This is a genomic window from Aliivibrio sp. EL58, from assembly GCF_900312675.1.
Taxonomy (GTDB): Bacteria; Pseudomonadota; Gammaproteobacteria; order Enterobacterales; family Vibrionaceae; genus Aliivibrio.
This window is the reverse complement of the sequence record NZ_OMPC01000004.1, coordinates 173,953-199,704: the sequence shown is the minus strand read 5'-3', so window position 1 is coordinate 199,704 and position 25,752 is coordinate 173,953. Positions and strand designations below refer to the sequence as shown.

20 protein-coding genes are annotated in these 25,752 nt (G+C 39.1%); 12 read left to right on the top strand and 8 right to left on the bottom strand.

Annotated elements, in window-relative coordinates; all coding sequences use genetic code 11:
• Positions 1-43: 43 nt before the first annotated feature.
• Entirely contained in the window at positions 44-1,432 is a 1,389-nt protein-coding gene (gene cysS, locus ED622_RS06375; protein ID WP_122033097.1) for a cysteine--tRNA ligase, read from the top strand.
• A gap of 89 nt (positions 1,433-1,521) precedes the next feature.
• Positions 1,522-2,100 (top strand): thymidine kinase, encoded by a 579-nt coding sequence (locus ED622_RS06370; RefSeq protein ID WP_122033096.1) that lies wholly within the window; start codon positions 1,522-1,524, stop codon positions 2,098-2,100.
• A gap of 98 nt (positions 2,101-2,198) precedes the next feature.
• On the opposite strand, the gene ED622_RS06365 is transcribed toward ED622_RS06370, so the two are convergent.
• Positions 2,199-4,736, bottom strand: coding sequence for a glycosyl hydrolase family 18 protein (locus ED622_RS06365; RefSeq protein ID WP_122033095.1), 2,538 nt, complete (start codon positions 4,734-4,736; stop codon positions 2,199-2,201).
• Positions 4,737-5,356: 620 nt separating this feature from the next.
• Here ED622_RS06365 and ED622_RS06360 point away from each other — a divergent pair.
• From ED622_RS06360 to ED622_RS06335, 6 genes are all read left to right on the top strand, one after another.
• Positions 5,357-7,021, top strand: a complete 1,665-nt coding sequence (locus ED622_RS06360) for an ABC transporter substrate-binding protein (protein WP_122033094.1) — start codon at positions 5,357-5,359, stop codon at positions 7,019-7,021.
• Between the two features lie 105 nt (positions 7,022-7,126).
• On the top strand, positions 7,127-8,047 hold the full coding sequence (gene oppB, locus ED622_RS06355) for an oligopeptide ABC transporter permease OppB (protein ID WP_122033093.1): 921 nt from the start codon (positions 7,127-7,129) through the stop codon (positions 8,045-8,047).
• Between the two features lie 14 nt (positions 8,048-8,061).
• Positions 8,062-8,964, top strand: coding sequence for an oligopeptide ABC transporter permease OppC (oppC, locus tag ED622_RS06350; protein ID WP_122033092.1), 903 nt, complete (start codon positions 8,062-8,064; stop codon positions 8,962-8,964).
• 50 nt (positions 8,965-9,014) lie between these two features.
• Entirely contained in the window at positions 9,015-9,980 is a 966-nt protein-coding gene (locus ED622_RS06345) for an ABC transporter ATP-binding protein (RefSeq protein WP_045102376.1), read from the top strand.
• Positions 9,980-10,975, top strand: a complete 996-nt coding sequence (gene oppF / locus ED622_RS06340) for a murein tripeptide/oligopeptide ABC transporter ATP binding protein OppF (protein ID WP_122033091.1) — start codon at positions 9,980-9,982, stop codon at positions 10,973-10,975. Before ED622_RS06345 ends, oppF begins: the two co-directional genes overlap by 1 nt.
• Positions 10,976-11,184: 209 nt before the next feature.
• Positions 11,185-13,320, top strand: coding sequence for a methyl-accepting chemotaxis protein (locus tag ED622_RS06335; RefSeq protein WP_122033090.1), 2,136 nt, complete (start codon positions 11,185-11,187; stop codon positions 13,318-13,320).
• A 110-nt stretch (positions 13,321-13,430) separates the two neighbouring features.
• Here the strand turns inward: ED622_RS06335 and ED622_RS06330 are convergent, their stop codons facing one another.
• The 4 genes from ED622_RS06330 to ED622_RS06315 form a co-directional block, all read right to left on the bottom strand.
• Positions 13,431-14,600 (bottom strand): cupin domain-containing protein, encoded by a 1,170-nt coding sequence (locus ED622_RS06330; RefSeq protein WP_122033089.1) that lies wholly within the window; start codon positions 14,598-14,600, stop codon positions 13,431-13,433.
• 66 nt (positions 14,601-14,666) lie between these two features.
• Positions 14,667-15,404: a pyruvate formate lyase 1-activating protein gene (pflA, locus tag ED622_RS06325; protein WP_122033088.1), complete on the bottom strand. Its 738-nt coding sequence runs from the start codon at positions 15,402-15,404 to the stop codon at positions 14,667-14,669.
• A 161-nt stretch (positions 15,405-15,565) separates the two neighbouring features.
• A complete protein-coding gene (gene pflB, locus ED622_RS06320) occupies positions 15,566-17,842 on the bottom strand; it encodes a formate C-acetyltransferase (RefSeq protein WP_122033087.1) in 2,277 nt (758 codons plus the stop codon).
• 301 nt (positions 17,843-18,143) lie between these two features.
• Entirely contained in the window at positions 18,144-19,652 is a 1,509-nt protein-coding gene (locus tag ED622_RS06315; RefSeq protein WP_122033086.1) for a DUF3360 family protein, read from the bottom strand.
• 612 nt (positions 19,653-20,264) lie between these two features.
• Between ED622_RS06315 and ED622_RS06310 the strand changes: the two genes are divergently transcribed.
• The 4 genes from ED622_RS06310 to ED622_RS06295 all read left to right on the top strand — a co-directional run bounded on the left by ED622_RS06310 (position 20,265) and on the right by ED622_RS06295 (position 23,445).
• On the top strand, positions 20,265-21,035 hold the full coding sequence (locus tag ED622_RS06310; protein ID WP_122033085.1) for an ABC transporter ATP-binding protein: 771 nt from the start codon (positions 20,265-20,267) through the stop codon (positions 21,033-21,035).
• An 80-nt stretch (positions 21,036-21,115) separates the two neighbouring features.
• Entirely contained in the window at positions 21,116-21,892 is a 777-nt protein-coding gene (locus ED622_RS06305; protein WP_122033084.1) for an ABC transporter substrate-binding protein, read from the top strand.
• 132 nt (positions 21,893-22,024) lie between these two features.
• Positions 22,025-22,765, top strand: a complete 741-nt coding sequence (locus ED622_RS06300; protein ID WP_122033083.1) for an ABC transporter permease — start codon at positions 22,025-22,027, stop codon at positions 22,763-22,765.
• 2 nt (positions 22,766-22,767) lie between these two features.
• Positions 22,768-23,445: an ABC transporter permease gene (locus ED622_RS06295; RefSeq protein ID WP_122033082.1), complete on the top strand. Its 678-nt coding sequence runs from the start codon at positions 22,768-22,770 to the stop codon at positions 23,443-23,445.
• A 453-nt stretch (positions 23,446-23,898) separates the two neighbouring features.
• Here the strand turns inward: ED622_RS06295 and grxB are convergent, their stop codons facing one another.
• The 3 genes from grxB to ED622_RS06280 form a co-directional block, all read right to left on the bottom strand.
• Positions 23,899-24,549: a glutaredoxin 2 gene (gene grxB / locus ED622_RS06290; protein ID WP_122033081.1), complete on the bottom strand. Its 651-nt coding sequence runs from the start codon at positions 24,547-24,549 to the stop codon at positions 23,899-23,901.
• Between the two features lie 56 nt (positions 24,550-24,605).
• A complete protein-coding gene (xthA, locus tag ED622_RS06285; protein WP_122033080.1) occupies positions 24,606-25,412 on the bottom strand; it encodes an exodeoxyribonuclease III in 807 nt (268 codons plus the stop codon).
• Between the two features lie 89 nt (positions 25,413-25,501).
• Positions 25,502-25,690 (bottom strand): hypothetical protein, encoded by a 189-nt coding sequence (locus ED622_RS06280; RefSeq protein ID WP_122033079.1) that lies wholly within the window; start codon positions 25,688-25,690, stop codon positions 25,502-25,504.
• Positions 25,691-25,752 lie beyond the last annotated feature (62 nt).

Sequence of the window (25,752 nt, the reverse complement as noted above, 5' to 3'; positions counted from 1 at the left end):
GCCTTTATATATCCTTTAAACAAATAATGAGTAAAAAAAGAGCATGTTGAAAATATATAACTCAATTACACGTCAAAAAGAAGAATTCAAACCAATTACCGAAGGTAAAGTCGGTATGTATGTGTGTGGGGTTACCATTTACGACTTGTGTCACATTGGTCATGGTCGTACGTTTGTCTCTTTTGATGTGATTTCTCGTTATTTACGTTTCTTAGGTTACGATCTAACTTTTGTTCGTAATATTACTGATATTGATGACAAAATCATTAAGCGTGCTGCTGAAAACGGTGAAACGTGTGATGCATTAACGGAACGTTTAATTGCAGATATGCATGCTGATTTTGATTCGTTGAATATGAAACGTCCAGATGTTGAGCCAAGAGCAACTGAATATATTGCTGAAATTGTTGCTTTGGTTGAGCGTCTAATCGAGCGTGGTTTTGCTTATGTTGCGTCAAATGGTGACGTAATGTTTGAAGTAAAGAAATACGATGAATATGGCCGCTTATCGCGTCAAGACCTTGAGCAACTTCAAGCGGGTTCTCGTGTTTCTATTGAAGAAGCAAGTGTTAAACGCAGTAGCATGGACTTTGTTTTATGGAAAATGTCTAAGCCAGGTGAACCAACATGGGAATCTCCATGGGGAGCGGGTCGTCCAGGTTGGCACATTGAATGTTCTGCGATGAACTCTTCAATTTTAGGTAACCATTTTGATATTCATGGTGGTGGCTCTGATTTGATGTTCCCACATCATGAAAATGAAATTGCACAATCATGCTGTGCTCATGACTCTAAGTATGTAAATACATGGATGCACAGTGGCATGGTTATGGTTGATCGTGAAAAAATGTCTAAGTCACTAGGTAACTTCTTTACTATTCGTGATGTATTAGCGCATTACGATTCTGAAACAGTGCGTTACTTCTTAATGTCTGGTCATTACCGTAGCCAATTAAACTACAGTGAAGATAACCTGAATCAAGCTCGTTCATCACTAGAGCGTTTATATACCTCTTTACGTGGTCTTGATCTAACTGTTACGGCTGCAGGCGGAGAAGAGTTTGTTACCCGTTTCTCTACGGCGATGAATGACGACTTCAATACACCAGAAGCTTATTCTGTTCTGTTTGAAATGGCCCGTGAAGTAAACCGCCTAAAAACAGAAAATATAGAAGCAGCATCGAAATTAGGCGCATTAATGCGTGAGCTAGCGGATGTATTAGGTTTGTTATCACAAGATCCAGAAGCTTTCTTACAAGGTGATAATGGCAGTGACGATGAAGTTGCTGAAATTGAAGCTTTAATTAAAGCGCGTAATGATGCTCGTGCAGCAAAAGATTGGGCAGCTGCTGATGCGGCTCGTGATGCGATTGCAGCATTAAACATTGTTTTAGAAGATGGCCCAGAAGGGACGACATGGCGTCGTAAGTAATCTTAACTAATTATATTAAAGGGGCTGGTTTTCCAGCCTTTTTTATTGCCAAATTTATAACTTTTTAAACTTTAATAGAGGACACATTTGTGGCTCAAATGTACTTTTATTACTCAGCAATGAATGCGGGTAAATCTACAACACTTCTTCAATCATCTTTTAATTATCAAGAACGCGGAATGAATCCTGCTATTTTTACTGCTGCGATTGATGATCGTTACGGTGTGGGTAAAGTTAGTTCTCGTATTGGTCTAGATGCTGATGCTCATTTATTTAATACAGATATGAACCTATTTGAAGCAATTAAAACGCTTCATGAAAAAGAGAAACTTCATTGTGTGTTAATTGATGAATGCCAATTCTTAACGAAAGAGCAGGTTTATCAATTGACCGAAGTCGTGGATAAGTTAGATATCCCAGCATTATGTTATGGTTTAAGAACTGACTTCTTAGGTGAGCTGTTTGAAGGAAGTAAATATTTATTGTCTTGGGCTGATAAATTAGTTGAGCTTAAAACAATTTGTCATTGTGGTCGTAAAGCTAACATGGTTATTCGTACTGACGAACATGGGGTTGCTATTGCTGACGGTGATCAGGTTGCTATTGGTGGTAATGAATTGTATGTATCAGTTTGCCGTTTGCATTATAAAGAAGCACTAGGTAAGTAATACAGAACCTTGGTAACTTATACTTAGAGTAAAAAATGAAAGGCCATGTTCAAATAAACGAACGTGGCCTTTTTTATATTTATGGATTATTAAGGGTATTAGTTACAAGTAGAAATACCGACGCTTTTCCATACTCCCCAATCACCAGATTGGCTTGGGTTATCGCCTGTAGTCCACCATTTAGCTTCCCATACACTGCCTGAATGTGAAACTTGGTCTCCGCCGTTATAGATTGCAGATGAGTCCCATGCATTATCACAAGTGATAGGAGGTTCTCCCGCATCTTTCAGAACAGTTAGGGTAACGTTTGAAGTATCTGATGCCTGACCATCATTCACTGTGACAGAGAAAGTAAAAGGAGTATCTACAGTATAAGAGCCTGCTGTAAAGGTTGCTTGAGAGCCAACAACAGTAGCATCAATACCAATAGGGATTACCCATGAATAGGTTAATGGATCACTGTCTGCATCAGTTGATGTTGATGCATCAAGCGTAACAACATCGCCTTTGTTTACTGATATTGGAGCAACGATAACAGCTACAGGTGGGGTATTTACCGGCCCTGTACCTTCAACACTTACGGACACTGCTACTGAGTCAGATGCAGTAGCACCTTTATCATCAGTAACGGTTAGCGTGAATTGAAGTATTTCAGACTGAGTTAACGTATCCGTTGTAAAGCTTGGATTAACTGCATCTGCACCATTTAATGTAACGCTAGATCCAGAGACTTGCGTCCATGCATAAGAAACAATAGAACCATCACTATCAGATGATGACGAAGCATCAAGCTGTACCGATGCAGGGGCGATAACTGAAACATCTACGCCAGCATTAGCCACTGGTTTTTTGTTTGCAGGAGGAGTAACTGTACCGTCACCAGCAAGCCCTTCTTGCATTGCATTTAGAATGTCACCATTATCTGCATCGATTTCCCATGCAAATAAACCAGCTAAACCGAGTGAACGAACATACTCACCTTTAGCTAATACCGACTTCTTATTATCGTAAGTAACAAGATCACCATTACTAGGATCATAAGCATAAGCGGCTTGAGCGACTTCATCATAACCAACTTCAACACCGACTTTATCTACGTAGCGAGTCACGACATCTTTATAGTCAATTACACCTGCTTCCCAAGAACCAGCAACTTTACCATTACCAACACCAGTCATTGGGTTTGTTGGATCAGTCATGCTTTCACGCGTGACGCCTGTCCAACCACGAGCATACATTGCAGTACCTACGACTAATTTTTTAGCGTCAACACCTTGGGCAAGTAGTAAGTCAATCGCATTTGTAATGGTGTATGCTGGGCCTTTACGCGGTTCACCTTTATCATCAAGACCAGTACCATCGCATTCACCTTGTGACATATGTGAGCCACAATTTAATGCAGTTTGATGGCCAACTACGTTGTTCCAACCGCCGAAGAAATCGTATGTCATAGCAAAAATATAATCCATGTACTGCGATGCAGCAGCATAGTCAACATCTTCAATCTTGTCATAGCCAGCACCGATTGCAGAGGTTAACTCATAGGTTTTTCCTGTTTCTGCACTTAGCTCATCGAGCATTGCTCTTAGTTCTTGCATTAGGGCTACATAAGCTGGGCCGTCATTTACAGGATCACCACCAGTTGCACTTGCACCATCGCCGCCAGGGAATTCCCAATCAATATCTACACCATCATAAAACTTCCATGTTTTAAGAAATTGCTTAACAGAAGAAACAAAGATGTCACGTTTAGATTTATCAACAAAGTCATAGAAAGGATCTGATAATGTCCAACCTCCAATAGAAGGAACAATTTTTAGGTCTGGATAGCGTTGTTTAAGAGCCATCATTTGACCATAAGTCCCTTTATAAGGTGTGCTGTGGACATGACCTGATTGAGGTTGTGGCATTTGTACTGCTGCCCATGGGTCATGGATAACCACTTCATAATCAGGAGTTCCAGCACAAGCACGATTAAGAGCAGCTAAACTATTGCCATTTTCAATCTCACCTAAAGAGGGGTTAGGGCCACAAATTGGAACAAAGCCATAGAGGATATGAGTGAGGTTTTGAGCAGGGATCTGATCAACTGCAAATTTACGTCCATAGACGCCCCATTCAACAAAATAAGCACCTGATACCATTCCTTCTGGTGTTGTGTAATTTCCGTTTGTTGGGTCAATATTCATTGGTAGGGGATCTAAATGACTACCATCAGTATCAGCAACGACAATCGACTTTGCATCACTGGTGCTACATTCTTCTGTTGCTCCAGCGCCATTACAAAGTTGTACTGTCATCGAATATTGGCCACCTTGACGAACTTGAAGAACGGTAGAGGCTTTTTGTGAAGCAGCAGGAGAAACGGCTTCTTCATGAACAACAACCCCATTTAATAGCACGCGCCATACTTCCGCTGATTCTCCAGACCATCGGTCCCATGTTACAGGAACTTCTGCAAAGTCTTTTAGCGTGACAAGATCTTTATATGATGTAGCAGCTTGATCTACTTCAATAATAGCAAAATCTGTTTCCATCCAAGAAATAATGGCTTGTCCTGGCGTTGCTGCATAAGTTGGGGCTGAGAGGGCAAGAGTAATTGCCGCGGAGCACAGCCCCAGTTTATTTTTAAACATAAATAACATCCTTGATTGATTAATCCAGTTGGATTACAGCTGAAATACTCAGCTCTGCTATTTATATTTGTATGTATTTTATAAATTTCCAGTTGTTGTATTTAGTTTGGCAGCAGGCTTATACATTCAACATGCTCAAAATGTAACCAGTATAAAAAAGTGAAGGCTCACTCGAAAATATTGTTTTTACATGTTGTGTAATTGGGTGAAGTTATTTTTCGAGTGAAATTAATGTTTTTTTAGGTGAAGGAGCAGATTAATCAATGAATTATCGGTTATTTTGTTGAGTAAATATTGGTTTTTTATATTGTAAACTGTATCTAAAATGTTATTAACGGTATTGAATTCTAGTCTTTGCTAGTTTTCTATATATTTGAATACGGCTATAGGCTAATAACTGGTCATTTATGCTGTAAAATGTGATGATTTTAAAAATTATCAGGTGTTTTGTGACAAAAATGTGGCAAAATGCTTCGATGGTTGCTAATGTCCCACACGATTCTTCGAAGGATTTATTTTTTTTAAGACGTATTTAACGTTTTTTAGATCATAAATGATTGGCAAGTCGTTCTGCCCGAAGAGTGTCATGGATGCAAAATAGAATGTATTGGAGTTAATGCATGTATAAGAATAAAATTACACAAGCAATCTTGCTTGGTGGCCTGTCACTAACACTAGCTGGCTGTGGAGATAAAACTGCAGAGCAACCAGTTAAAGAAACAAAACCTGCTGAAAAACCAATGTCGACAGAAGTGGTTTATGCTGATGTTCAAGAACTTACACGTGGTAACGGTACTGAAGTTGCTACTCTTGATCCTCACAAATCTCAAGGTGTTCCTGAATCTCATGTAATTCGTGATCTACTAGAAGGTCTTGTAAACCAAGATGCTGATGGTAATACTATCCCTGGTGTTGCGGAAAGCTGGGAAACTGCAGATAATAAAAAATTCATTTTCCATTTACGTGAAGACGCTAAATGGTCAAATGGTGATCCTGTAACAGCAGATGACTTTGTATACAGCTTCCAACGTGCTGTTGATCCTGCTACAGCATCACCATATTCTTGGTATATGGAATATACTAAGATGGTAAATGCAAAAGACATTATTGCTGGTAAAAAAGACAAGAGTGAACTAGGTGTTAAAGCGGTCGACGCACACACACTAGAAATTCAACTTGACACAGCAGTACCATACTTTGTAATGATGATGGGTCACACAACAGTGAAACCTGTGCATCAAGCAACTGTTGAAAAATTCGGTGATAAGTGGACTAAACCAGGTAACTTTGTTGGTAATGGTGCATTTGTTGTAAATAGCTGGGTTGTAAATGAGCGTTTAGAACTGCTTCGTAACGAACAATACTGGGATAATCAAGATACAAAACTTGATAAAGTAACGTACCTACCAATTGAAAACCCAGTGGCAGAAATGAACCGTTTCCTTTCTGGTGAAATTAACTTTACATCAACACTGCCTACTGAACATTTCAAGCGTCTAAAGAAAGAGAACCCAGAGTCTGTTTCTGTTGAAGGTAGCCTGTGTACTTATTACTACTCATTCAATACTCAAAAGAAACCATTTGATGATGTTCGAGTTCGTAAAGCAATTTCTTACGCAATCGATCGTGATATCGTATCTGGCGCAATCCTAGGTCAAGGCCAAAAACCGGCTTACTTCCTAACGCCTGAAATCACAGCTGGATTCAATCCAGAGCTACCAGCTTACGGTAAGATGACTCAAGATGAGCGTAATGCAGAAGCAAAACGTTTACTAACAGAAGCGGGTTTTGGTCCTGAAAATCCACTGAAATTTACTCTTCTATACAACACATCTGAAAACCATAAGAAAATTGCTGTTGCAGCAGGTTCTATGTGGAAGAAGACACTTGGCCTAGAAGTTTCTCTAGAAAACCAAGAGTGGAAAACCTACCTAGATTCAAAAGACCAAGGTCAATTTGAAGTAGCACGTGCTGGCTGGTGTGGTGATTACAATGAAGCATCTTCTTTCCTTACTCTAATGGTGAGCAAAAACACAACAGGTGGTAAACACTACCTAAGTGCTGAATACGATGCGTTAATCGAAAAAGCTCTAAAATCAACGTCTGAAGAAGAGCGTACCGCTATCTACCTACAAGCTGAACAGCTTCTAGCTAAAGATATGCCAATCGCACCTATCTATCAGTATGTTCGTTCTCGTTTACTTTCTCCACAAGTAGGTGGCTTCCCAGCTGAAAATGCGGAAGAGAAAATCTACTCAAAAGATCTATATATCAAAGCTAAGTAATCATTAGCAAATAAAACTATAAAAAAAAGCCACTGCACGCAGGATAGCGTGTAGTGGCTAGATCTATCTTTATTTTATTTTTGTCACAGACTGGAAGAGTGAATTATGTTTCAATTCATTATCAAACGGATCCTTGAAGCAATCCCAACTATGTTGGTATTGATCACCATCTCATTTTTCTTAATGAGATTCGCCCCTGGTAACCCATTTTCTACCGAACGCCCACTTCCACCAGAAGTAATGGCGAACATCAATGCAAAATATGGTTTAGATAAGCCTGTATTTGAACAATACACAACTTACCTTGGAAACATTCTGCAAGGTGATTTTGGCCCATCATTTAAATACCAAGATTATACAGTTAATGAACTTGTTGAAGCGGCATTACCGGTCTCTGCAATAGTAGGTTTTTTTGCCTTTATCTTTACTGTAGTACTTGGTGTATCAATTGGTACGCTAGCCGCATTGAGGCAAAATACCTGGCTTGATTACAGTATAATGTCCACCGCCATGGTCGGGGTGGTAATGCCATCCTTTGTGTTGGCACCTGCTCTTATTTATTTATTTTCTATTGAGCTTGGTTGGTTCCCAGCAGGTGGCTGGCATGATGGTTCATTTAAATACATGTTCTTACCAATCTTGGGTATGTCATTCCTGTACGTTGCAACTTTTGCTCGTATTACCCGCGGTAGCATGATTGAAACTCTTAACAGTAATTTTATCCGTACTGCTCGTGCAAAAGGGCTAAGCTACCGCTACATCGTTCTAAAACATGCGTTAAAACCAGCAATGCTGCCTGTTGTTTCTTATATGGGGCCCGCATTTGTAGGTATCATCACCGGTTCAGTTGTTATCGAAACTATTTTTGGTTTACCAGGTATTGGTAAGTTATTCGTAAACGCTGCTTTTAACCGTGATTATTCGTTAGTAATGGGGGTTACCATTTTAATTGGTTTCCTATTCATCTTATTCAACGCGATTGTTGATGTATTACTAGCTGTAATTGACCCGAAAATTCGTTTTTAATAGGGGACGGACGTATGTTAACTAAAAAAGAAAATTTAGAAGCGATCGAATCTTTCTCAGAAAATCTTGAGATTGAAGGTCGTAGTTTATGGCAGGATGCTCGCCTACGTTTCATGCGAAACAAAGCAGCAATGATCAGCCTTTGTGTACTTACAGTAATGACACTAGCGGTAATCTTCTTACCAATGTTCAGTCAGTACGCTTATGATGATACGGATTGGTATGCACTGCACGAAGCTCCAAGTGCTGCTCACCTTTTTGGTACGGATAGTTTAGGTCGTGACTTATTTGTTCGTACTCTAGTTGGTGGCCGTATCTCATTAATGGTAGGTATCTTAGGCGCATTAGTTGCGGTACTTATTGGTACTCTTTATGGTGCCACATCAGGGTTTGTTGGCGGTAAAGTTGACCGAATCATGATGCGTTTCATTGAAATTTTATATGCGGTTCCATTTATGTTCCTAGTAATCGTACTAGTGACTTTCTTTGGTCGTAATATTGTACTTATCTTTGTTGCTATTGGTGCGATAGCTTGGCTAGATATGGCTCGTATTGTACGTGGTCAAACGCTTAGTTTGCGTAGTAAAGAATTTATTGAAGCAGCCCACGTTTGTGGTGTGAGCAAGTGGGGTATCATCACTCGCCATATCGTTCCAAACGTATTAGGTATTGTTGCTGTTTACTCAACACTACTGATCCCAAGCATGATCTTAACGGAATCTTTCCTATCTTTCCTAGGTCTTGGTGTTCAAGAGCCAATGACAAGTTGGGGTGCTTTGCTTCAAGAAGGTGCTCAAACAATGGAAGTGGCGATTTGGCAGTTAACTTTCCCAGCTTTATTTATGGTTGTTACCTTATTCTGCTTTAACTATGTAGGTGATGGTTTACGTGATGCGCTGGATCCAAAAGACAGATAACCCTCTGTATGGACAGTTAGTTATTAAACAAATTTGAGCAGGAAAGAATTATGAGTTTATTAGATGTAAAAGATCTGCGTGTAGAGTTTACAACTCAAGATGGCAACGTAACCGCAGTAAATGACTTAAACTTCTCACTACAACAAGGTGAGACATTGGGTATCGTAGGCGAATCTGGTTCTGGTAAATCACAGACTGTATTTGCATTAATGGGCCTTTTGGCTAAAAACGGTATCATTACTGGTAGTGCAAAATTTGAAGGGAAAGAAATTCTTAACCTTCCTGAAAAAGAGTTAAACAGCATTCGTGCTGAGCAAATGGCGATGATTTTTCAAGATCCTATGACATCACTTAACCCATACATGAAAGTTAGCGAGCAGCTAATGGAAGTATTAATGCTGCATAAAGGCATGGGTAAAGCGGAAGCGTTTGAAGAATCAGTTCGCATGCTAGAAGCGGTTAAAATACCAGAAGCTCGTAAACGTATTACTATGTACCCTCATGAGTTTTCAGGTGGTATGCGTCAACGTGTAATGATTGCGATGGCATTATTATGTCGTCCTAAGCTACTTATTGCGGATGAACCAACAACAGCACTAGATGTAACTATCCAAGCACAAATCATGCAGCTATTGAATGAACTAAAAAGTGAATTTAATACCGCTATTATTATGATTACCCATGACTTGGGTGTGGTTGCAGGCTCGTGTGATAAAGTATTGGTGATGTACGCAGGTCGTACAATGGAATATGGCTCAGTGAATGAAATTTTCTATGAACCAAGCCACCCATACGCAGAAGGTCTGTTAAAAGCTATTCCTCGTTTAGATCAAGAAGGTGAGATTTTACCAACTATCCCTGGTAATCCACCAAACTTACTTCGTTTACCTACAGGTTGCCCTTATCAAGAGCGTTGCCATCGTGTAATGGACCGTTGTAAGCAAGAAGCTCCGATCCTGCAACCATTTGCAGCTGGTCGTTTACGTGCTTGTTTTTCTGATCAGGAGACGTGGTAATGTCAGCAGATAAAAAATTAATACTAGATATAAAGAACTTAAAAGTTCACTTTAGCATTCCATCAAAGTCAGTATGGCCTTGGGCGAAACCTGCAAATTTGAAAGCCGTAGATGGGGTTAACGTTCGTTTATATGAAGGCGAAACTCTGGGGGTTGTAGGTGAATCTGGCTGTGGTAAATCAACATTTGCTCGTGCCATTATTGGTTTAGTAGAAGCAACAGAGGGTGAAGTGGTTTGGTTAGGGCAAGATCTAACTAAGCTGGAAGATGAGCCTCTACGTCAGAAGCGTAAAGAGATCCAAATGATCTTCCAAGATCCATTGGCATCTCTTAACCCACGTATGACAGTTGGCGATATCATTGCTGAGCCACTGCAAACCTTTTACTCGAAGTTAACGAAAGAAGAAGTGAAAGATAGAGTAAAAGAGATGATGGCGAAGGTAGGCTTATTGCCTAACGTAATTAACCGCTATCCTCATGAATTTTCTGGTGGGCAGTGTCAGCGTATCGGTATTGCTCGAGCGCTTATCTTAAAACCAAAAATGATCATTTGTGATGAGCCAGTATCAGCTCTTGATGTATCGATCCAAGCACAAGTAGTAAACCTACTGAAAGAACTGCAAAAAGAGCTTGGTCTAAGTTTAGTATTTATTGCCCATGATTTATCAGTAGTAAAACACATCTCTGATCGCGTACTGGTTATGTATTTGGGTAATGAGGTTGAACTTGGCGAGTCTGATGCGTTGTTTAGTGATCCTAAGCACCCATACACTAAAGCACTAATGTCTGCGGTTCCAATTCCAGATCCAAAGCTTGAGAGAGCAAAAGTGATTGAGATGCTAGAAGGTGATTTACCTTCACCTATTAATCCACCATCTGGTTGTGTATTCCGTACTCGCTGTCCACAAGCAACTGAAGCGTGTGCACAAACAAGGCCAGAGCTAAAAGGAACAGATGTACATGCTGTTTCTTGTTTGGCAGTAACCGATATTTAATATAAAAATAACCACTATTATCAAGATTGATTGTGGTGGTTTATTTACAGTTTAGATGTATTCAGCCTGTGACAGGCTTGAGCGCGATAGTCAATTTATATCGCGCTTTTTTTATATTTAAAATTCAAATGTTATAAATGTATAAAATTGGTTAAATGTTATTTAATTGATGCCGATATAAAAATGAACTCATATTAAAAGGATATTATATGCATTCGTTATCCCTTCAGTGGAAGATAACCATTGCTGCCGCAATTGGACTTTTTACGCTCGCATCATCATTGATTGGTTTCTCAATCTATTCTTCGATTGAGAATCAGAAGATCGTTCAAAAACAAACATCAGATTCTGTTATTCAACAAACTCAAACGTTATTAATGGCAGAAGCAAAAAATCAATCGAAGCAAATACAGACTTACTTAGATGAGGCTATTTATCGAGCAGAGATGCTTGCTGAAAGTGCGCTGTTTTTTCAAAAGAGTGCAGAAGATACTTTTATGGATAGTAGTGATTTACGCCAATCTTTAAGTGAGATGATGAAGAGGCCTGTGGAGCAATATTCTAATATTTACGGTACTTACAATATTTATTTACCTGACATGTTAGATGGAGAAGATTTTAACTATCATGATGCTGCTTATGCGAGTTCAAATAAAGTAGGGCGCTTTGCTCCTTACTGGTTTAAATCGGTCTCTGATAACGCTCAAATGCGTGTATTTTCAGAGAAAGAGTTAGCTAATACAGCTGAAAAATCTAATGGTGATGCTGCGAATTATTGGTTTACCTGTAGTTTAAAAGAAAACCGATTATGTATTATGGACCCTTATTATTACGACAGCGATGGCGTAACAAGATTAATTAGTTCTATTACTGCGCCATTAATAAAAGAGAATGAAATTATCGGTATGGTTGGTATTGATCTTGATATTGCCCGATTATCGGGATTAATTACTCAAGCCGATAAAGCGATATTTAATGGTGAAGGGGCGATCTATGTGGTTAACGGAAAAGGGCAACTCATCTTATCTGATCAGAAAGAGGCAGCCTTTGGTCAGAGTCTTGGATCTTACAATCGTACATTATCCTCTGTGCCTTCTTGGGTCTCCCAAGGGACGACACAATTAATATGGTCGGATAGCCAGGATAAATTATTTGTCTTTGTACCTATTAATTTAAAATCGCAAAATTGGGGAGTAATTATTGAAGTTGATAGAAAAACTGTTTTCTCTGATGCTAAAAAATTAGATCAATTGCTTATAGAACAAGGTAATGAATTTTTATTTATGCAGGTTGGTGTTGGCCTAGGATTGACCTTTTTAGTTTTGATGGCTTTATGGTTTGCAACAAAGCAGATTATTAGACCTATCTCATTAGTCGCGGCACGCTTAAAAGATATTGCTTCTGGTGAAGGGGATTTAACCCAACGTTTGGTTATACAGAGTAAAGATGAAGTAGGGCAACTGGCACATTGGTTTAATGCTTTCTTAGAAAAACTGCAATTTACAATTAAAGATGTCGCTCAAAGTAGTGATGAGCTATCTAATGTTGCTGCGCGATCGAGTGTTATTGCAAGTGAGTCTAAAGAAGGTAGTGATGTTCAATTTAAAGAAGTTGATATGGTTGCAACTGCTGTTGAGGAGTTAACTCAAACAGCAAGCTTAGTGGTTGATCACTCTACATTAGCAGCTGATGCGGCTAAACAAGCAGAATCAGCATCAAACCAAGGAAAAGAGTTAATACTCACAACTGAATCTGTGATCCAATCTTTAGTCGCTAATATGGAAAAAGCGGTTCCCGTAGCCCAAGAATTAGAAAGTAATAGCATTAATATTACGACGATTTTATCGGTTATCGAAGGTATTTCAGAGCAAACAAATTTATTAGCATTGAATGCAGCTATTGAAGCAGCACGAGCAGGTGATCAAGGGCTAGGTTTTGCTGTTGTGGCTGACGAAGTTCGTCAACTTGCAAGTCGTACTGGGGATTCTGTTGATGAGATCCGTACGGTTATTGAGCAGTTGCAATCAGGAACTAAATCAGTCGTTTCTGCAATAACCGAAGGAAATACGATAGCGCTAGATGGTGCATCAACTATTAAATTATCAGTAGAAAGTTTGCAGCAAATCAGTGATGCGGTGGTAACGATACAAGACATGAATATGCAAATTGTAAGAGCAGCAGAAGAGCAACAAGCGGTATCCAATGAAGTTAATCAAAGTGTCAGTAATATCAGAGATTCAAGCCAAAAGATGCTAGAGCAAGCGAACTTAGGTGAAGAGGTTGGTTTAGAACTGTCTTCTTTATCTACGCAACAAAAAGAGCTGATGTCACAGTTTAAAGTCTAAGGCTTTGTGCTATGAAAATAAAAACGCCCATGAAGTTAAACTCATGGGCGTTGTTGTTTAATCTGTACAATTAATTACATTGGTAAAAAATCAGATTAGTATAGTGATTGCTATTCTTCGTCTTCTTCTTCTGATTCTACGAACCAGTAGCCTATATTAACAAACTGCAGTAAGTTAGATACTGAGTGTGGATCTTGCAGTAAATTCTCAATATCAAGCAGTGTAAATTCTGATGTTTCACATAGAGCAATGACATCATTTTTTACAGCTAGTGGGAAAACATAGCTTTCGCCATCAACATAAAGCGTCATGTTATCTTCACAAGCTTCTGTTTCATGATAGAAAGCACGAAGACCTGCAACTTTGATCAGAGCTTGACCTGATTGTAAGTAACCAAGTAACTCTTCAGTTGTCCATTTTTCAGAATCAGGAAGGATATTTAAATGATGGCGAGAGTTACTTAAATATTCACCCATAAATTGTTTAAGGCTCTGTTCATCAGACATGGCATTTAACATCATGGTTTTTAAGCCTTCAAAGCTTTGCGTTGTAATCTCTGTTCCGTGAGTTTGCGCTTTAAGCTCTGGATTGTGGTAATGCACATCACTTTTTTCATTTTCAATAATGAAATCCGCAAAATTACTCACTAGCTCTTGTTCTTTTGGAGAACGGAAGCCCGCAGAATAACTCATTGATGGTTCTAATGCATAGCCGTCATGTGGGAAGCCTGGTGGAATATAAAGAATGTCACCAGGTTCTAAGATTTGATCGATAATAGGATCAAACCCAGTGATTTGCTTTAATGCACTATGGCGGTGCTCTTCTTGATATTCACCGATATCACCCACACGCCAGTGACGCTTACCTTGGCCCTGAATAATGAAAACATCGTATTGATCAATGTGTGGACCAACGCCACCATCTGGCACAGAATAGCTGATCATGATGTCATCAAATAACCAGTTCGGCATTTGTTTGAATGGTTTAAATAGCTCAGCAGCACCTTCGTGCCAATGGTTCGCGGCTTGAACGATAATAGACCAATTGGTTTCACCCAGCGTATCGAATAGTTCTTCGCTTAATGGACCGTGTTCTGCTTTCCATTCGTTGTTTAAGTTAGAAACAAAGCGAGAATCTACGTCATTTTCTAGTGTTAAACCGGCTAACTCTTCAGGCGTTACTGGATCTTGAAAGTTTTCAAAACCACCTTTGATGATAACGGGTTTTTTCTGCCAATATTCTGAGAGAAACTCTTGTAGTGAAAAGCTTAATTGATACATGATTATTTTCCAATAAAAATGCCCGATAGTCGGGCATTTAGAATAAATTTAGGGTGAAGTTCGAGCTTAGAATTTCACGTTGTTATGGTATTGGCTCAGGATCTCTACCATTTTTTCCATGGTTTCTTTAGAAGGAGGGTTTACTCCATCAAGAGGGTATTCAAGTCCCATCGCTTCCCATTTATGCGCACCTAATTGGTGGTAAGGAAGTAGTTCAATTTTCTCGATATTATCCATGTCTTTAATGAATTCACCAAGTAGGTGTGCTGATTCTTCATCGTCAGTATAGCCAGGAACAATAACGTAGCGGATCCATGTTTTCTGGCCAACTTTATGCAAATAACGCGCAAAATCTAGAACTCGAGTATTCGATACACCAATTAGTTCTTTATGCACGTCATCTTTCATCTGTTTAAGGTCAAGCATAACAAGATCAGATACTTCTAATACTTCATCGATTACATCGGTGTGCTTACGAATATAGCCATTTGTGTCTAGACAAGTATGCATGCCTTCAGCTTGTGCTGCACGGAAGAAATCACGAACAAATTCAGGTTGAAGCATCGCTTCGCCACCAGAACAAGTAATACCGCCGCCAGACGCTTTCATGAAGTGGCGGTAGCTTTTAGCTTCTTCAATTAATTCAGTTACGGTAACTTCTTTACCTTCATGGGTATCCCAAGTATCGCGGTTATGACAATACATACAACGCATTAAGCAGCCTTGTAAAAAGATGATAAAGCGAATACCTGGACCATCAACGGTACCACAAGATTCAAAAGAGTGAATACGACCTACAGACATGACGACATTTCTCCGAACTATAATTATGTAGTCATTTTATTACACTTTGGGCTAATTAAGTAGGGTAAACCAGAGAGAAATAGGGGGAATTATGAGGAAAGTGGAAATAAAAAAGCCCCACCAAAATGGCAGGGCTTAATGCTACTTAATTAACGCTGAAATTATAAAGTTTCAGTGAAAGTACGTGCGATTACGTCTTTTTGTTGTTCAGTAGTTAGAGAGTTAAAACGCACAGCGTAACCCGATACACGGATAGTCAGTTGTGGGTAGTTCTCTGGGTGCTTAACTGCGTCTTCTAGAGTTTCACGGTTAAGAACGTTTACGTTAAGGTGTTGACCACCCTCTACGTTAGCTTCGTGGTGGAAGTAACCATCCATTAGGCCAGCAAGGTTAGAACGACGGTTGTCATCGTCTTTACCTAGTGCGTTAGGAACGATAGAGAATGTGTAAGAGATACCATCTTGTGCATCAGCAAACGGTAGTTTACCTACTGATGTTAGTGATGCTACAGCACCTTTCTCATCACGGCCGTGCATTGGGTTAGCACCAGGAGCAAAAGGAGCACCTGCTTGACGACCATCTGGTGTGTTACCAGTTTTCTTACCGTATACAACGTTAGATGTAATAGTAAGGATAGATTGAGTAGGGATAGCATTACGGTACATAGTAAGCTTACGGATTTTACCCATGAACGTAGAAACTAGTTCACATGCGATATCATCAACGCGAGCGTCGTTGTTACCAAATTTAGGGTAATCACCTTCGATGTCGAAATCGATAGCGATGCCATCTTCGTCACGAATTGGTTTAACTGTAGCGTATTTGATTGCAGATAGTGAATCGGCTGCAACAGATAGACCAGCAATACCACATGCCATTGTACGACGAACGTCACGGTCATGAAGAGCCATTAGAGACGCTTCGTAGCTGTATTTGTCGTGCATGTAGTGGATAGAGTTCAATGCTGTAACGTATTGAGTTGCTAACCAATCCATGAAGTGATCTAGACGATCCATTACTTTAGCGTAATCAAGAACTTCATCTGTCATTGGCGCTTCTTTAGGACCAACTTGGATTTTCAGCTTCTCATCAACGCCGCCGTTGATAGAGTAAAGCATTGTTTTCGCAAGGTTAGCACGAGCACCGAAGAACTGCATTTGCTTACCAACGATCATTGGAGATACACAACAAGCGATTGCGTAATCGTCAGAACCTAGGTCAGGACGCATTAGGTCATCATTTTCGTACTGGATAGAAGAAGTATCGATAGATACTTTTGCACAGAAACGTTTGAAGCCTACAGGCAGTTGCTCAGACCAAAGAACCGTGATGTTTGGCTCTGGAGAAGGACCCATAGTGTAAAGGCTGTTTAGGAAACGGAAGTTAGTACGTGTAACTAGTGTACGACCATCAATACCCATACCACCCATAGATTCTGTAGCCCAGATTGGGTCACCAGAGAACAATTCATCGTATTCAGGAGTACGTAGGAAACGAACCATACGTAGCTTCATTACGAAGTGATCGATCATTTCTTGAGCTTGTTCTTCAGTTAGAAGACCCGCTTCGATATCACGTTGGATGTAGATGTCTAGGAAAGTCGAAGTACGACCTAGAGACATTGCAGCACCATTTTGAGATTTAACAGCAGCTAGGTAGCCGAAGTAAGTCCACTGAATAGCTTCTTGAGCTGTAGTTGCTGGCTCAGAGATATCACAACCGTATTTAGCTGCCATAACTTTGATTTGACCTAGAGCACGGTGTTGCTCAGCAATTTCTTCACGAAGTTGCATTGTTGCTGTTAGATCTTCGCCTTTTTCAAAACGTTCTTGTAAAGAAGCGAATTGAGCTAGCTTGTCTTTGATTAGGAAATCAATACCGTAAAGTGCAACACGACGGTAATCACCAATGATACGACCACGGCCGTATGCATCAGGAAGACCTGTTAGAACACCTGATTTACGACAGTTTAGAATGTCTTTAGTGTAGATATCGAAAACACCAGCATTGTGTGTTTTGCGGTATTCAGAGTAGATTTTTGAAACCATAGGATCAAGTTCACGATCATATGCTTTACAAGAACCTTCAACCATACGTACGCCACCGTTAGGGATGATTGCACGTTTTAGAGGAGCATCAGTTTGAAGACCAACGATTGTTTCTAGGTCTTTGTTGATGTATCCAGCGTCATGGGCTGTAATGGTAGAGATAAGAGAGGTATCAAAATCAACAGGTGCATGAGTTGCGTTTTCCTGTTTGATGCCTTCCATTACTTTAGCCCAAAGCTTGTTAGTTGCTTCAGTACCTTCAGAAACTAGGAATTCTTCGTCACCTTCATAAGGTGCATAGTTCTTTTGGATGAAATCGCGAACGTTAACTTCGTTTTGCCACTCACCGTCTGCAAAACCTGTCCAAGCTTTAGCAAATTGCTCTGCCATGATATACCTACCTTTCTTAGTAGAAAAAATACGTACTACTTATAATGAGTTGAGTTACTCATATCCCCATAGAGAGGTTAAATAGTACACTCTAATATTAATAACAATATGGATGATTATAAAACCTAGCTTATAAGCATTCATATTGCGACTAACCGTTCGATTTTTCAAGAATACATTAAACTTTTTTTGTAAACCTTAAACTAAATCAATAAATCTTCAATTTTTTTAATAAAGTTGGGGTAACTGTTGACGCTACCCCATAAGTATTATAGTTCTGAACCTAGATTACCATACTAAGTTACAGAAATGCAGGAATGCCGTACTGACCTTCAAGCATACCAACCGCTAGCATAGCGATTAAACAAATCACTAATACACCACCTGGAATAACGATACGGTCAATAAAAGAAAGGTTCTTAGGACGTTCTTTATCACCGATTAAACCGTTGTTATCAAGTAGCATTGTCATAGCCCAAGCTAATACAGGGTTTGCAACAGCAGCAGCAAAGATACAGATACCCGCAGATTGTGCATCTTTATTTTCTTTAACCATTTGTACGCCAGCTTCAAGCATTGGTAAGAATACACCAACCAATAGAGCCATACACATTACTGGTGGCCATACCGCAACATCCATTGGGAAACCAAGGATCGCAATAGTCATTACAATAATACCAAGAAGAATAGCACCGCCTGGAATAGGGCGTTTAGCAATAGCCGCTGGGATCATGTATGTCCCCCAAGACGATGTAATGTTACCACCACCAACAGCAGTACCTACCATTTGACGGATAGAACACATTGTCATTGTATCATCAACATCCATCAATACTTTTTCAGTACGACGTGGGTAGTTTAGCTCTTGGAAAATACGGTGACCAAGGAAATCTGGAGACCACATTGCAACAGCAAGAATTGCAAATGGTAAAGACGCTAAGAAGTGTTGTAGGTTTGGAAGACCTAGCATCCAACCTTCAGTAGTAGATCCCCACCAATAAACAGGGTTTAGGTTAGGAATACCCATCTGAGTTTCAAACTTAAGGTCAAAACCAGCGCCTAGGGCAAGCGCTACTGCTAAACCAGCAAATGCACAAGCAGGAATAGCTAACCAGCGTTTGTTAATACGAGCAAGGTAAGCGTATAGAACGATGTTTACTGCAAGTACGACTAAGCCAATGTAGCCTAAACCACCTTCAAGGCCAGTAGACCAAGATTGGATTTTACCAATTTGCCCCATTGCGCCGCTAAAGCCTAAGAAAACAAGAAGACCACCTGCGACTCCTTCAGAGGTCAAGTTAACAAGCTTGGAACCCCCTTTGAAGTAACTTAATAGTAATCCGAATACACCTAATAAAATGGCAAGAGCAAGAGGGTGTGCACCGGCTAACGCGATCGCACCGATAAGTGGGATCATTGGGCCGTGATTACCTGCAAGGTTAGCGCGAGGGTTAAAGAAACCAGATGCTAAAATACAGAATAAAAACGCAGGGATTAGCATTTCAACACGAGCAACTTCAATGGCAAATTCTTTACCTAAGTTGATGTGCGGCCATGCTTGTGTAAGACCATCGGCCCAAGACATCATTACAGCAGAGTACATCGCGATGATACCAATAGTACCTGCTAATGCTGGAACAAGATCTTCAAGTTCGAAACGGAAATCACGGCCAGGTAGGTTTAAACCAAAGCGACGCGGTTTCATTATTTGCAGTTCATGATCTAAATAGTCTGAACGGCTATTGAACTCAGAAGCTGGGCGGTGTAACTCGCTATAGCTTTTTTCGTTCTGATCTTTGTCTATAGACATAGAATCCTCATAAATAGAATTTTAAGTAATTAAAAATCAATAAATAGATATTGATGTTGTTTTTGTTATTTTCGCCGAGTGTAGCACACGAAAATTAAGCCAATGATTGATCTTGATCACTATATAATTGTATATGAAAGAAAACTACAAAATGAGACCGTTAATACTTTGGTGTTATTATGTTAATGATAGAAATAGTGATAACTTTTTCCTTTATAAACATACCACTACAGTGTTTTTGATGCATTTCTATAATGATATCAACAATATTGAAGTTGTTAATATTTTTTAATAAATAACAAATAATAGCAGTAATTCATTTACATGTACCACGCATTTTATGTGCCTTAATGGTTATATTTAAACATAAATTGCCACAATTCAATGTTTCATTATTGTTAATTTTATTGTGCATAGAAATGTTACAGTAAAAGTAATAAGTGACTAATATTGATTTTTATATGAATTAAAATTCCTTATGGATTTGGTTTATGTTTTCCCCTCATAGTTTGGTTAATAAATTGTTGCTTGTGATAATTTTGAGTGTTAAATTCTAAGAATAAAGAGAAAAGCAAACGATTAACGTGTGATTGAATTAGGAGTATATGGCGCATGAAGGATGCTGTCGCGCTAGAAGTAAAAGACTTACACAAGCACTTTGGGCAAAATGAAGTTTTAAAAGGCATTTCGTTAGAAGCCAATAAAGGTGATGTAATCTCTATTATTGGTTCGTCTGGTTCAGGTAAAAGTACTTTCCTACGTTGTATCAATTTACTTGAAACACCAACTCAAGGAGAAATTTGGGTTAATGATGAGTTGATTGAAATGAAAAACAATCGTTTAGGAGAGTCAATTCCTGCGAATGAAAAACAAGTTCAACGAATTCGCTCACGTCTTGCGATGGTTTTTCAAGGCTTTAACTTATGGTCACATATGACAGTGCTTCAAAATGTTATAGAAGCACCGATACATGTTTTAGGCGTCCCTAAAGCAGAAGCGATTGAAAAAGCTGAGCAGATTTTAAAGCAAGTAGGCTTGTATGAGCGTAGAGATTATTACCCAGGACATTTATCTGGTGGGCAACAGCAACGTGCAGCCATTGCTCGTGCTTTAGCGGTTGATCCTGAAGTTATGTTATTTGATGAGCCGACCTCAGCGCTTGACCCTGAGTTGGTTGGAGAGGTTCTCGGAGTAATGCGAGATCTTGCTGAAGAGGGGCGCACAATGTTAGTGGTAACACACGAAATGGCGTTTGCTCGTGATGTATCAAATCATGTGATGTTCTTACATCAAGGCTTGGTGGAAGAGCAGGGCGATCCCGCTAAGCTTTTTACTAATCCAGAATCTGAACGTTTAAAACAGTTTATTTCATCTATTTATTAGAAGTCGATGAATACCAGAGCAAGAAAAGAAACACAACAAATAGTATAAATATAAAAATCGTTAGTTACAGGAGCAAGGAAATGAAGAAGTGGTTACTAGCAGCAGTTGTTGCATCTACAGCCGTTACTGGCGCAGCTCAAGCAAAAGAATGGAAGCAAATTCGATTTGGTATTGAAGGGGCTTACCCTCCTTTTAGTTGGACAGAGCCATCAGGTGAGCTTAAAGGCTTTGATGTTGATATGGCTAACGCACTATGTAAAGAGATGGAAGCACGTTGTAAGATCGTAGCGCAAGATTGGGATGGTATTATTCCATCACTGCTTGCTCGTAAATATGATGCAATCATTGCAGCAATGTCGATTACTGAAGAGCGTAAAAAGAAAATTGATTTCACTGAAAAATACGCACTAATTCCAAATAAATTTGTAGCCAAAAAAGGCACAGATTTAGTAATGACAAAAGCGGGTCTTAAAGATGTAACTGTCGGTGTTCAGCGTGCGACAACACACGATAAATACCTAACAGATAACTTTGGTAAAGGTGTAGATCTAAAACGTTATGGTTCATTTGATGAAGCTTATCTAGATCTTAAAGCAGGTCGAATCGATACTGTTCTTGGTGATGCATCTGCATTAGAAGAAGGTCTTCTTAATAAACCAGGTGGTAAAGCATATGAGTTTGTTGGACCATCATTAACAGATCCAAAGTGGTTTGGTGACGGTTTTGGGATTGCGACTCGTAAACAAGATAAAGATTTAACTAAGCAACTAAATGCAGCGATTCAATCACTGCGTGAAAAAGGCATTTATCAAGAAATTGCCGCTAAATACTTCAACTATGATGTTTATGGTGAATAAGCAGTAGTAAGTATAAAAAGGGAAGAGGCACGTCTAGTGTCTCTTTCATTATTTCTAATAGTTATATCCACTCCAATAAATAGCGACTGATTTTTATTGGAGTAGGTATTAAAGCGAAAGCTTGGAAGCAGTATGTTAGATTTACAAGGATATGAATCCTCCATCTTAGACGGAGCAATAGTGACGCTACAAGTTGCATTATTGTCTCTTATCTTAGCTGTGTTTCTAGGTTTACTAGGCGCACTGGCTAAAATGGCGCCTTATCGTTGGGCGAGAGGAATCGCAACTATTTATACAACGGTTGTCCGTGGTATCCCCGATCTTGTGTTAATGATGTTGTTATTTTTTGGCGGTCAGATGCTGCTTAACAACGGGTTGTACGCAACGAATGAGTGGATTAATGAGTGGATGACTAATTCAAATCCAGATCATGAGTGGTTTTCTTACCTTCCAGACTATATTGAAATTAGCCCATTTATCGCCGGTGTTTTAACTATTGGTTTTATCTTTGGTGCTTACATGGCTGAAACTTTCCGTGGGGCAATCATGGCAGTTGACCGTGGTGAGATGGAAGCAGCAAAAGCCTATGGAATGAGTGGCGCAATGGCATTTCGTCGTATTTTATTTCCACAAATGATCCGTCATGCCTTACCTGGATTTGGTAATAATTGGTTAGTTTTATTAAAAACAACCGCGTTAGTTTCGATTATCGGTTTAGAAGATATGGTTCGAGTCAGTTCAATGGCGGCAGGAACCACTAAAATGCCATTTACGTTCTATATGTCTGTCGCATGTATCTTTTTACTTTTCACTGCTATATCAACAGGTGCTTTAAAGCTTGTTGAACGCAAATTCAGTATTCATATGAGGTAAGCATGGATTTTTCAATTATTATTGAGAGCCTACCTGTTTATTTAGAAGGGCTTTGGACTACAGTTTGGTTAGTGGCACTTTCTCTCGTTATTGGCTTGTGCATCGCAGTACCTTCTGCGATAGCAAGGAATAGCGACAACCCATTAATTTGGGGGCCAGCTTGGGCTTATATTTATTTTTTCCGCGGAACTCCGTTATTAATCCAGTTGTACCTTATTTACTATGGTATGGATCAGTTCTTCCCAGTGAAAGATACACTATGGGAGCACGCATCATTTTGTGCTTTAGTGGCTTTTGCTCTAAATACAGGGGCATACACTTCTGAGATTGTTCGCGGTTCAATTAATGGTTTACCACAAGGTGAAATAGAAGCAGCGAAAGCCTATGGTATGAGCCAATTTCAAACCTATAAACGCATCATTTTACCAAGTGCATTGCGTAGAGCACTTCCAGCTTACAGTAATGAAGTTATCTTTATGCTTCATGGCTCTGCTATTGCGGGAATTGTGACCTTGATGGATTTAACGGGCGCAGCTCGATTGGTAAATTCTCGTTATTATGCGCCGTTTGAGTCATATATTGCAGCAGGTTTATTCTATATGTGCTTAACGTTTATTATCATTTTTGTATTTAAACAATTAGAAACTCGAATGCTTAGATTTATGAGACCGCTAAGTTAACTGTTTTTTAAGTACTAATCAAAAAGAGCACTGAATGTGCTCTTTTTTTTATAGCTATGTAATTAATTAGATGATCTATTTATTACGCAGAAAAATCGCTTAAGAATAAGGCGTAAATTATTATAAATAGTTATTCTACAATAAAAATTTTTAACGTAATTATTAAGTGATTTAACCAGTAATAATGATTAGATAATTACTGGAATTGGTATTAATATCAATAGAACAAGTAAATGGTCAGATTGTGCTCTTGAGGAGATGGTTATGAACTTATCATTTTTATTGATAAGGCTAGTAAAATTAGTCGTGATTTGTGCATTGTTTTTAAGTGTTTTTGATTTCATAGAGCATGGTGAAATACTTTGGTACCAACGCTGGTTCTAATTGTAATGATAAAAAAAGAGCACTTTTATGTGCTCTTTTTTATTTTATAACCATTAATTAAAATGACGACTATACTGCGTTATTAAAAAATAAATTAACGTCAGTCAGTTCACTTATCTCATCTAAGTAATTTTTTAGGTGTGGAGGAAAATCCAAGCCTTTTACTACCGTCAGGTTACGAAGGAATGGGAACAAATTAATGTCATCCCAAGTGATCTTATTGCCCTTTTCTGATGGTAAAGTAATGAAATTAATGTCAACCAAAAGAGGCTTTAACATATTAATGTATTCATCACTTTGAGCAAGTGCCTCTTTAAAGCTCATGCCAATGAAGGCTTCTTTTTTCTCAGTATACCAAGTGACAGCTTCAGGGCGTTGAAACTCTTGTAAATTTAGTTGAGTCCAGCGAGGGAATGTTAAGTTAAAGAACAAAGGACGAGCGGTATCTAGCCATTCTGAAATTTCATCAGCGTGGGTCGCTTGCTCAATAACAGAATGATGATCGTGTTTATCAAAAAACTCTGCGATATCAAGGCTTTCAGCCATGTAACTACCATCTTCTTTCTCTAAAATTGGAACCATATTTGCACCGACTTTTTCGATTCGGCTATCAACATCATCATTTTGCATATAAATGAATTTAATAGGCAGTTTTTTAATACCTGCCACCATTTTAGCTTTCATGCAAAATGGGCAATGTTCAAATAAGAATAATTTCATACTACTTCCTTATTAAAAAAGCCTCACTTATAGAATATAAAGTAAGGCTCAAATCGTTATTTAAATGTAGACCAGATTGGCGCGTGATCAGATGGTTTCTCAATGCCGCGTAATTCGTAATCAATACCGGCTTCAGTACACTTAGCTGCGAGTGTTGGTGTCGCCATTACCACATCAATGCGAAGACCGCGGTTATCAACAAACCCCTTAGAGCGGTAATCAAACCATGAGTACTGATCAGTGACATCAGGATGAAGGTTACGGAAGGTATCTTCAAACCCCCAATCTTTTACTGTTTGTAGCCATTCACGTTCTTCTGGTTGGAATGAACACTTACCTGTTCTTAACCAACGTTTCGCATTTGGTTCACCAATACCAATATCTAAATCAATAGGGCTGATATTAATGTCACCCATAATAATGAGTTCTTCATCGCTATTGTGGTGAGTGTTTAGATGCGTCATTAAATCTTTATAGAATTGACGTTTATACGGGAATTTAGTTTCATGCTTGATGCTATCACCCTGTGGGAAATAACCGTTCATAACAGTGAACTGTGAGCCATCTTCACGTTGATGTGTTGTCATGATCATGCGTTTTTGATGCTCTTCGGTATCAGTATCAAAACCGTACTGAACAGAGATAGGCTCTTGCTTGCATAACATAGCAACACCGTAATGCGCTTTTTGGCCATGGAAGTAGACTTTGTAGCCCATAGCTTCAACAGCTTCGACAGGAAACATCTCGTTATGTACTTTGATCTCTTGTAGACCAATAACATCAGGGTTGTGCTTATCAATAATAGCTTGAAGTTGATGAAGGCGAGCACGAAGGCCATTTATGTTGAAACTAATTACTTTCATTATAGTTAAAGTCCTTGTATTTATTTTGAATCCTAAACGAAGGCAGGATCTTTTAATACAATGATATTACCATTATTTTAAGTGATAAGTTAATTCATTAGCTTGGAAGAAGGCTGACAAGTCTCACAGCGCCAAGTGCATTTCTGCTGCCCAAAGCCTGCTTTTATCCATGCCATCGTGACGCTAGCTGAAGGGTTACAAAAAGCCTCTTTATTACATAAGCTACAGATTTTCCATTGGGAAGGTTCTTGCTGCTTTTGAGTTTGTACTATGTGCATTTTAATGCCTCTTTTATATTATCGAAAAACAAAGTAACTGTATATTTGAACAGTGATTTTAG

What these genes read in the sequence shown, in the direction of transcription:
- cysS (WP_122033097.1), top strand. Translation starts at nt 44, where the DNA reads ATGTTGAAAATATATAACTCAATTACACGTCAAAAAGAAGAATTCAAA.
- ED622_RS06365 (WP_122033095.1), bottom strand. Translation starts at nt 4,736, where the DNA reads ATGTTTAAAAATAAACTGGGGCTGTGCTCCGCGGCAATTACTCTTGCC.
- ED622_RS06360 (WP_122033094.1), top strand. Translation starts at nt 5,357, where the DNA reads ATGTATAAGAATAAAATTACACAAGCAATCTTGCTTGGTGGCCTGTCA.
- oppB (WP_122033093.1), top strand. Translation starts at nt 7,127, where the DNA reads ATGTTTCAATTCATTATCAAACGGATCCTTGAAGCAATCCCAACTATG.
- oppC (WP_122033092.1), top strand. Translation starts at nt 8,062, where the DNA reads ATGTTAACTAAAAAAGAAAATTTAGAAGCGATCGAATCTTTCTCAGAA.
- ED622_RS06345 (WP_045102376.1), top strand. Translation starts at nt 9,015, where the DNA reads ATGAGTTTATTAGATGTAAAAGATCTGCGTGTAGAGTTTACAACTCAA.
- oppF (WP_122033091.1), top strand. Translation starts at nt 9,980, where the DNA reads ATGTCAGCAGATAAAAAATTAATACTAGATATAAAGAACTTAAAAGTT.
- ED622_RS06335 (WP_122033090.1), top strand. Translation starts at nt 11,185, where the DNA reads ATGCATTCGTTATCCCTTCAGTGGAAGATAACCATTGCTGCCGCAATT.
- ED622_RS06330 (WP_122033089.1), bottom strand. Translation starts at nt 14,600, where the DNA reads ATGTATCAATTAAGCTTTTCACTACAAGAGTTTCTCTCAGAATATTGG.
- pflA (WP_122033088.1), bottom strand. Translation starts at nt 15,404, where the DNA reads ATGTCTGTAGGTCGTATTCACTCTTTTGAATCTTGTGGTACCGTTGAT.
- pflB (WP_122033087.1), bottom strand. Translation starts at nt 17,842, where the DNA reads ATGGCAGAGCAATTTGCTAAAGCTTGGACAGGTTTTGCAGACGGTGAG.
- ED622_RS06315 (WP_122033086.1), bottom strand. Translation starts at nt 19,652, where the DNA reads ATGTCTATAGACAAAGATCAGAACGAAAAAAGCTATAGCGAGTTACAC.
- ED622_RS06310 (WP_122033085.1), top strand. Translation starts at nt 20,265, where the DNA reads ATGAAGGATGCTGTCGCGCTAGAAGTAAAAGACTTACACAAGCACTTT.
- ED622_RS06305 (WP_122033084.1), top strand. Translation starts at nt 21,116, where the DNA reads ATGAAGAAGTGGTTACTAGCAGCAGTTGTTGCATCTACAGCCGTTACT.
- ED622_RS06300 (WP_122033083.1), top strand. Translation starts at nt 22,025, where the DNA reads ATGTTAGATTTACAAGGATATGAATCCTCCATCTTAGACGGAGCAATA.
- ED622_RS06295 (WP_122033082.1), top strand. Translation starts at nt 22,768, where the DNA reads ATGGATTTTTCAATTATTATTGAGAGCCTACCTGTTTATTTAGAAGGG.
- grxB (WP_122033081.1), bottom strand. Translation starts at nt 24,549, where the DNA reads ATGAAATTATTCTTATTTGAACATTGCCCATTTTGCATGAAAGCTAAA.
- xthA (WP_122033080.1), bottom strand. Translation starts at nt 25,412, where the DNA reads ATGAAAGTAATTAGTTTCAACATAAATGGCCTTCGTGCTCGCCTTCAT.
- ED622_RS06280 (WP_122033079.1), bottom strand. Translation starts at nt 25,690, where the DNA reads ATGCACATAGTACAAACTCAAAAGCAGCAAGAACCTTCCCAATGGAAA.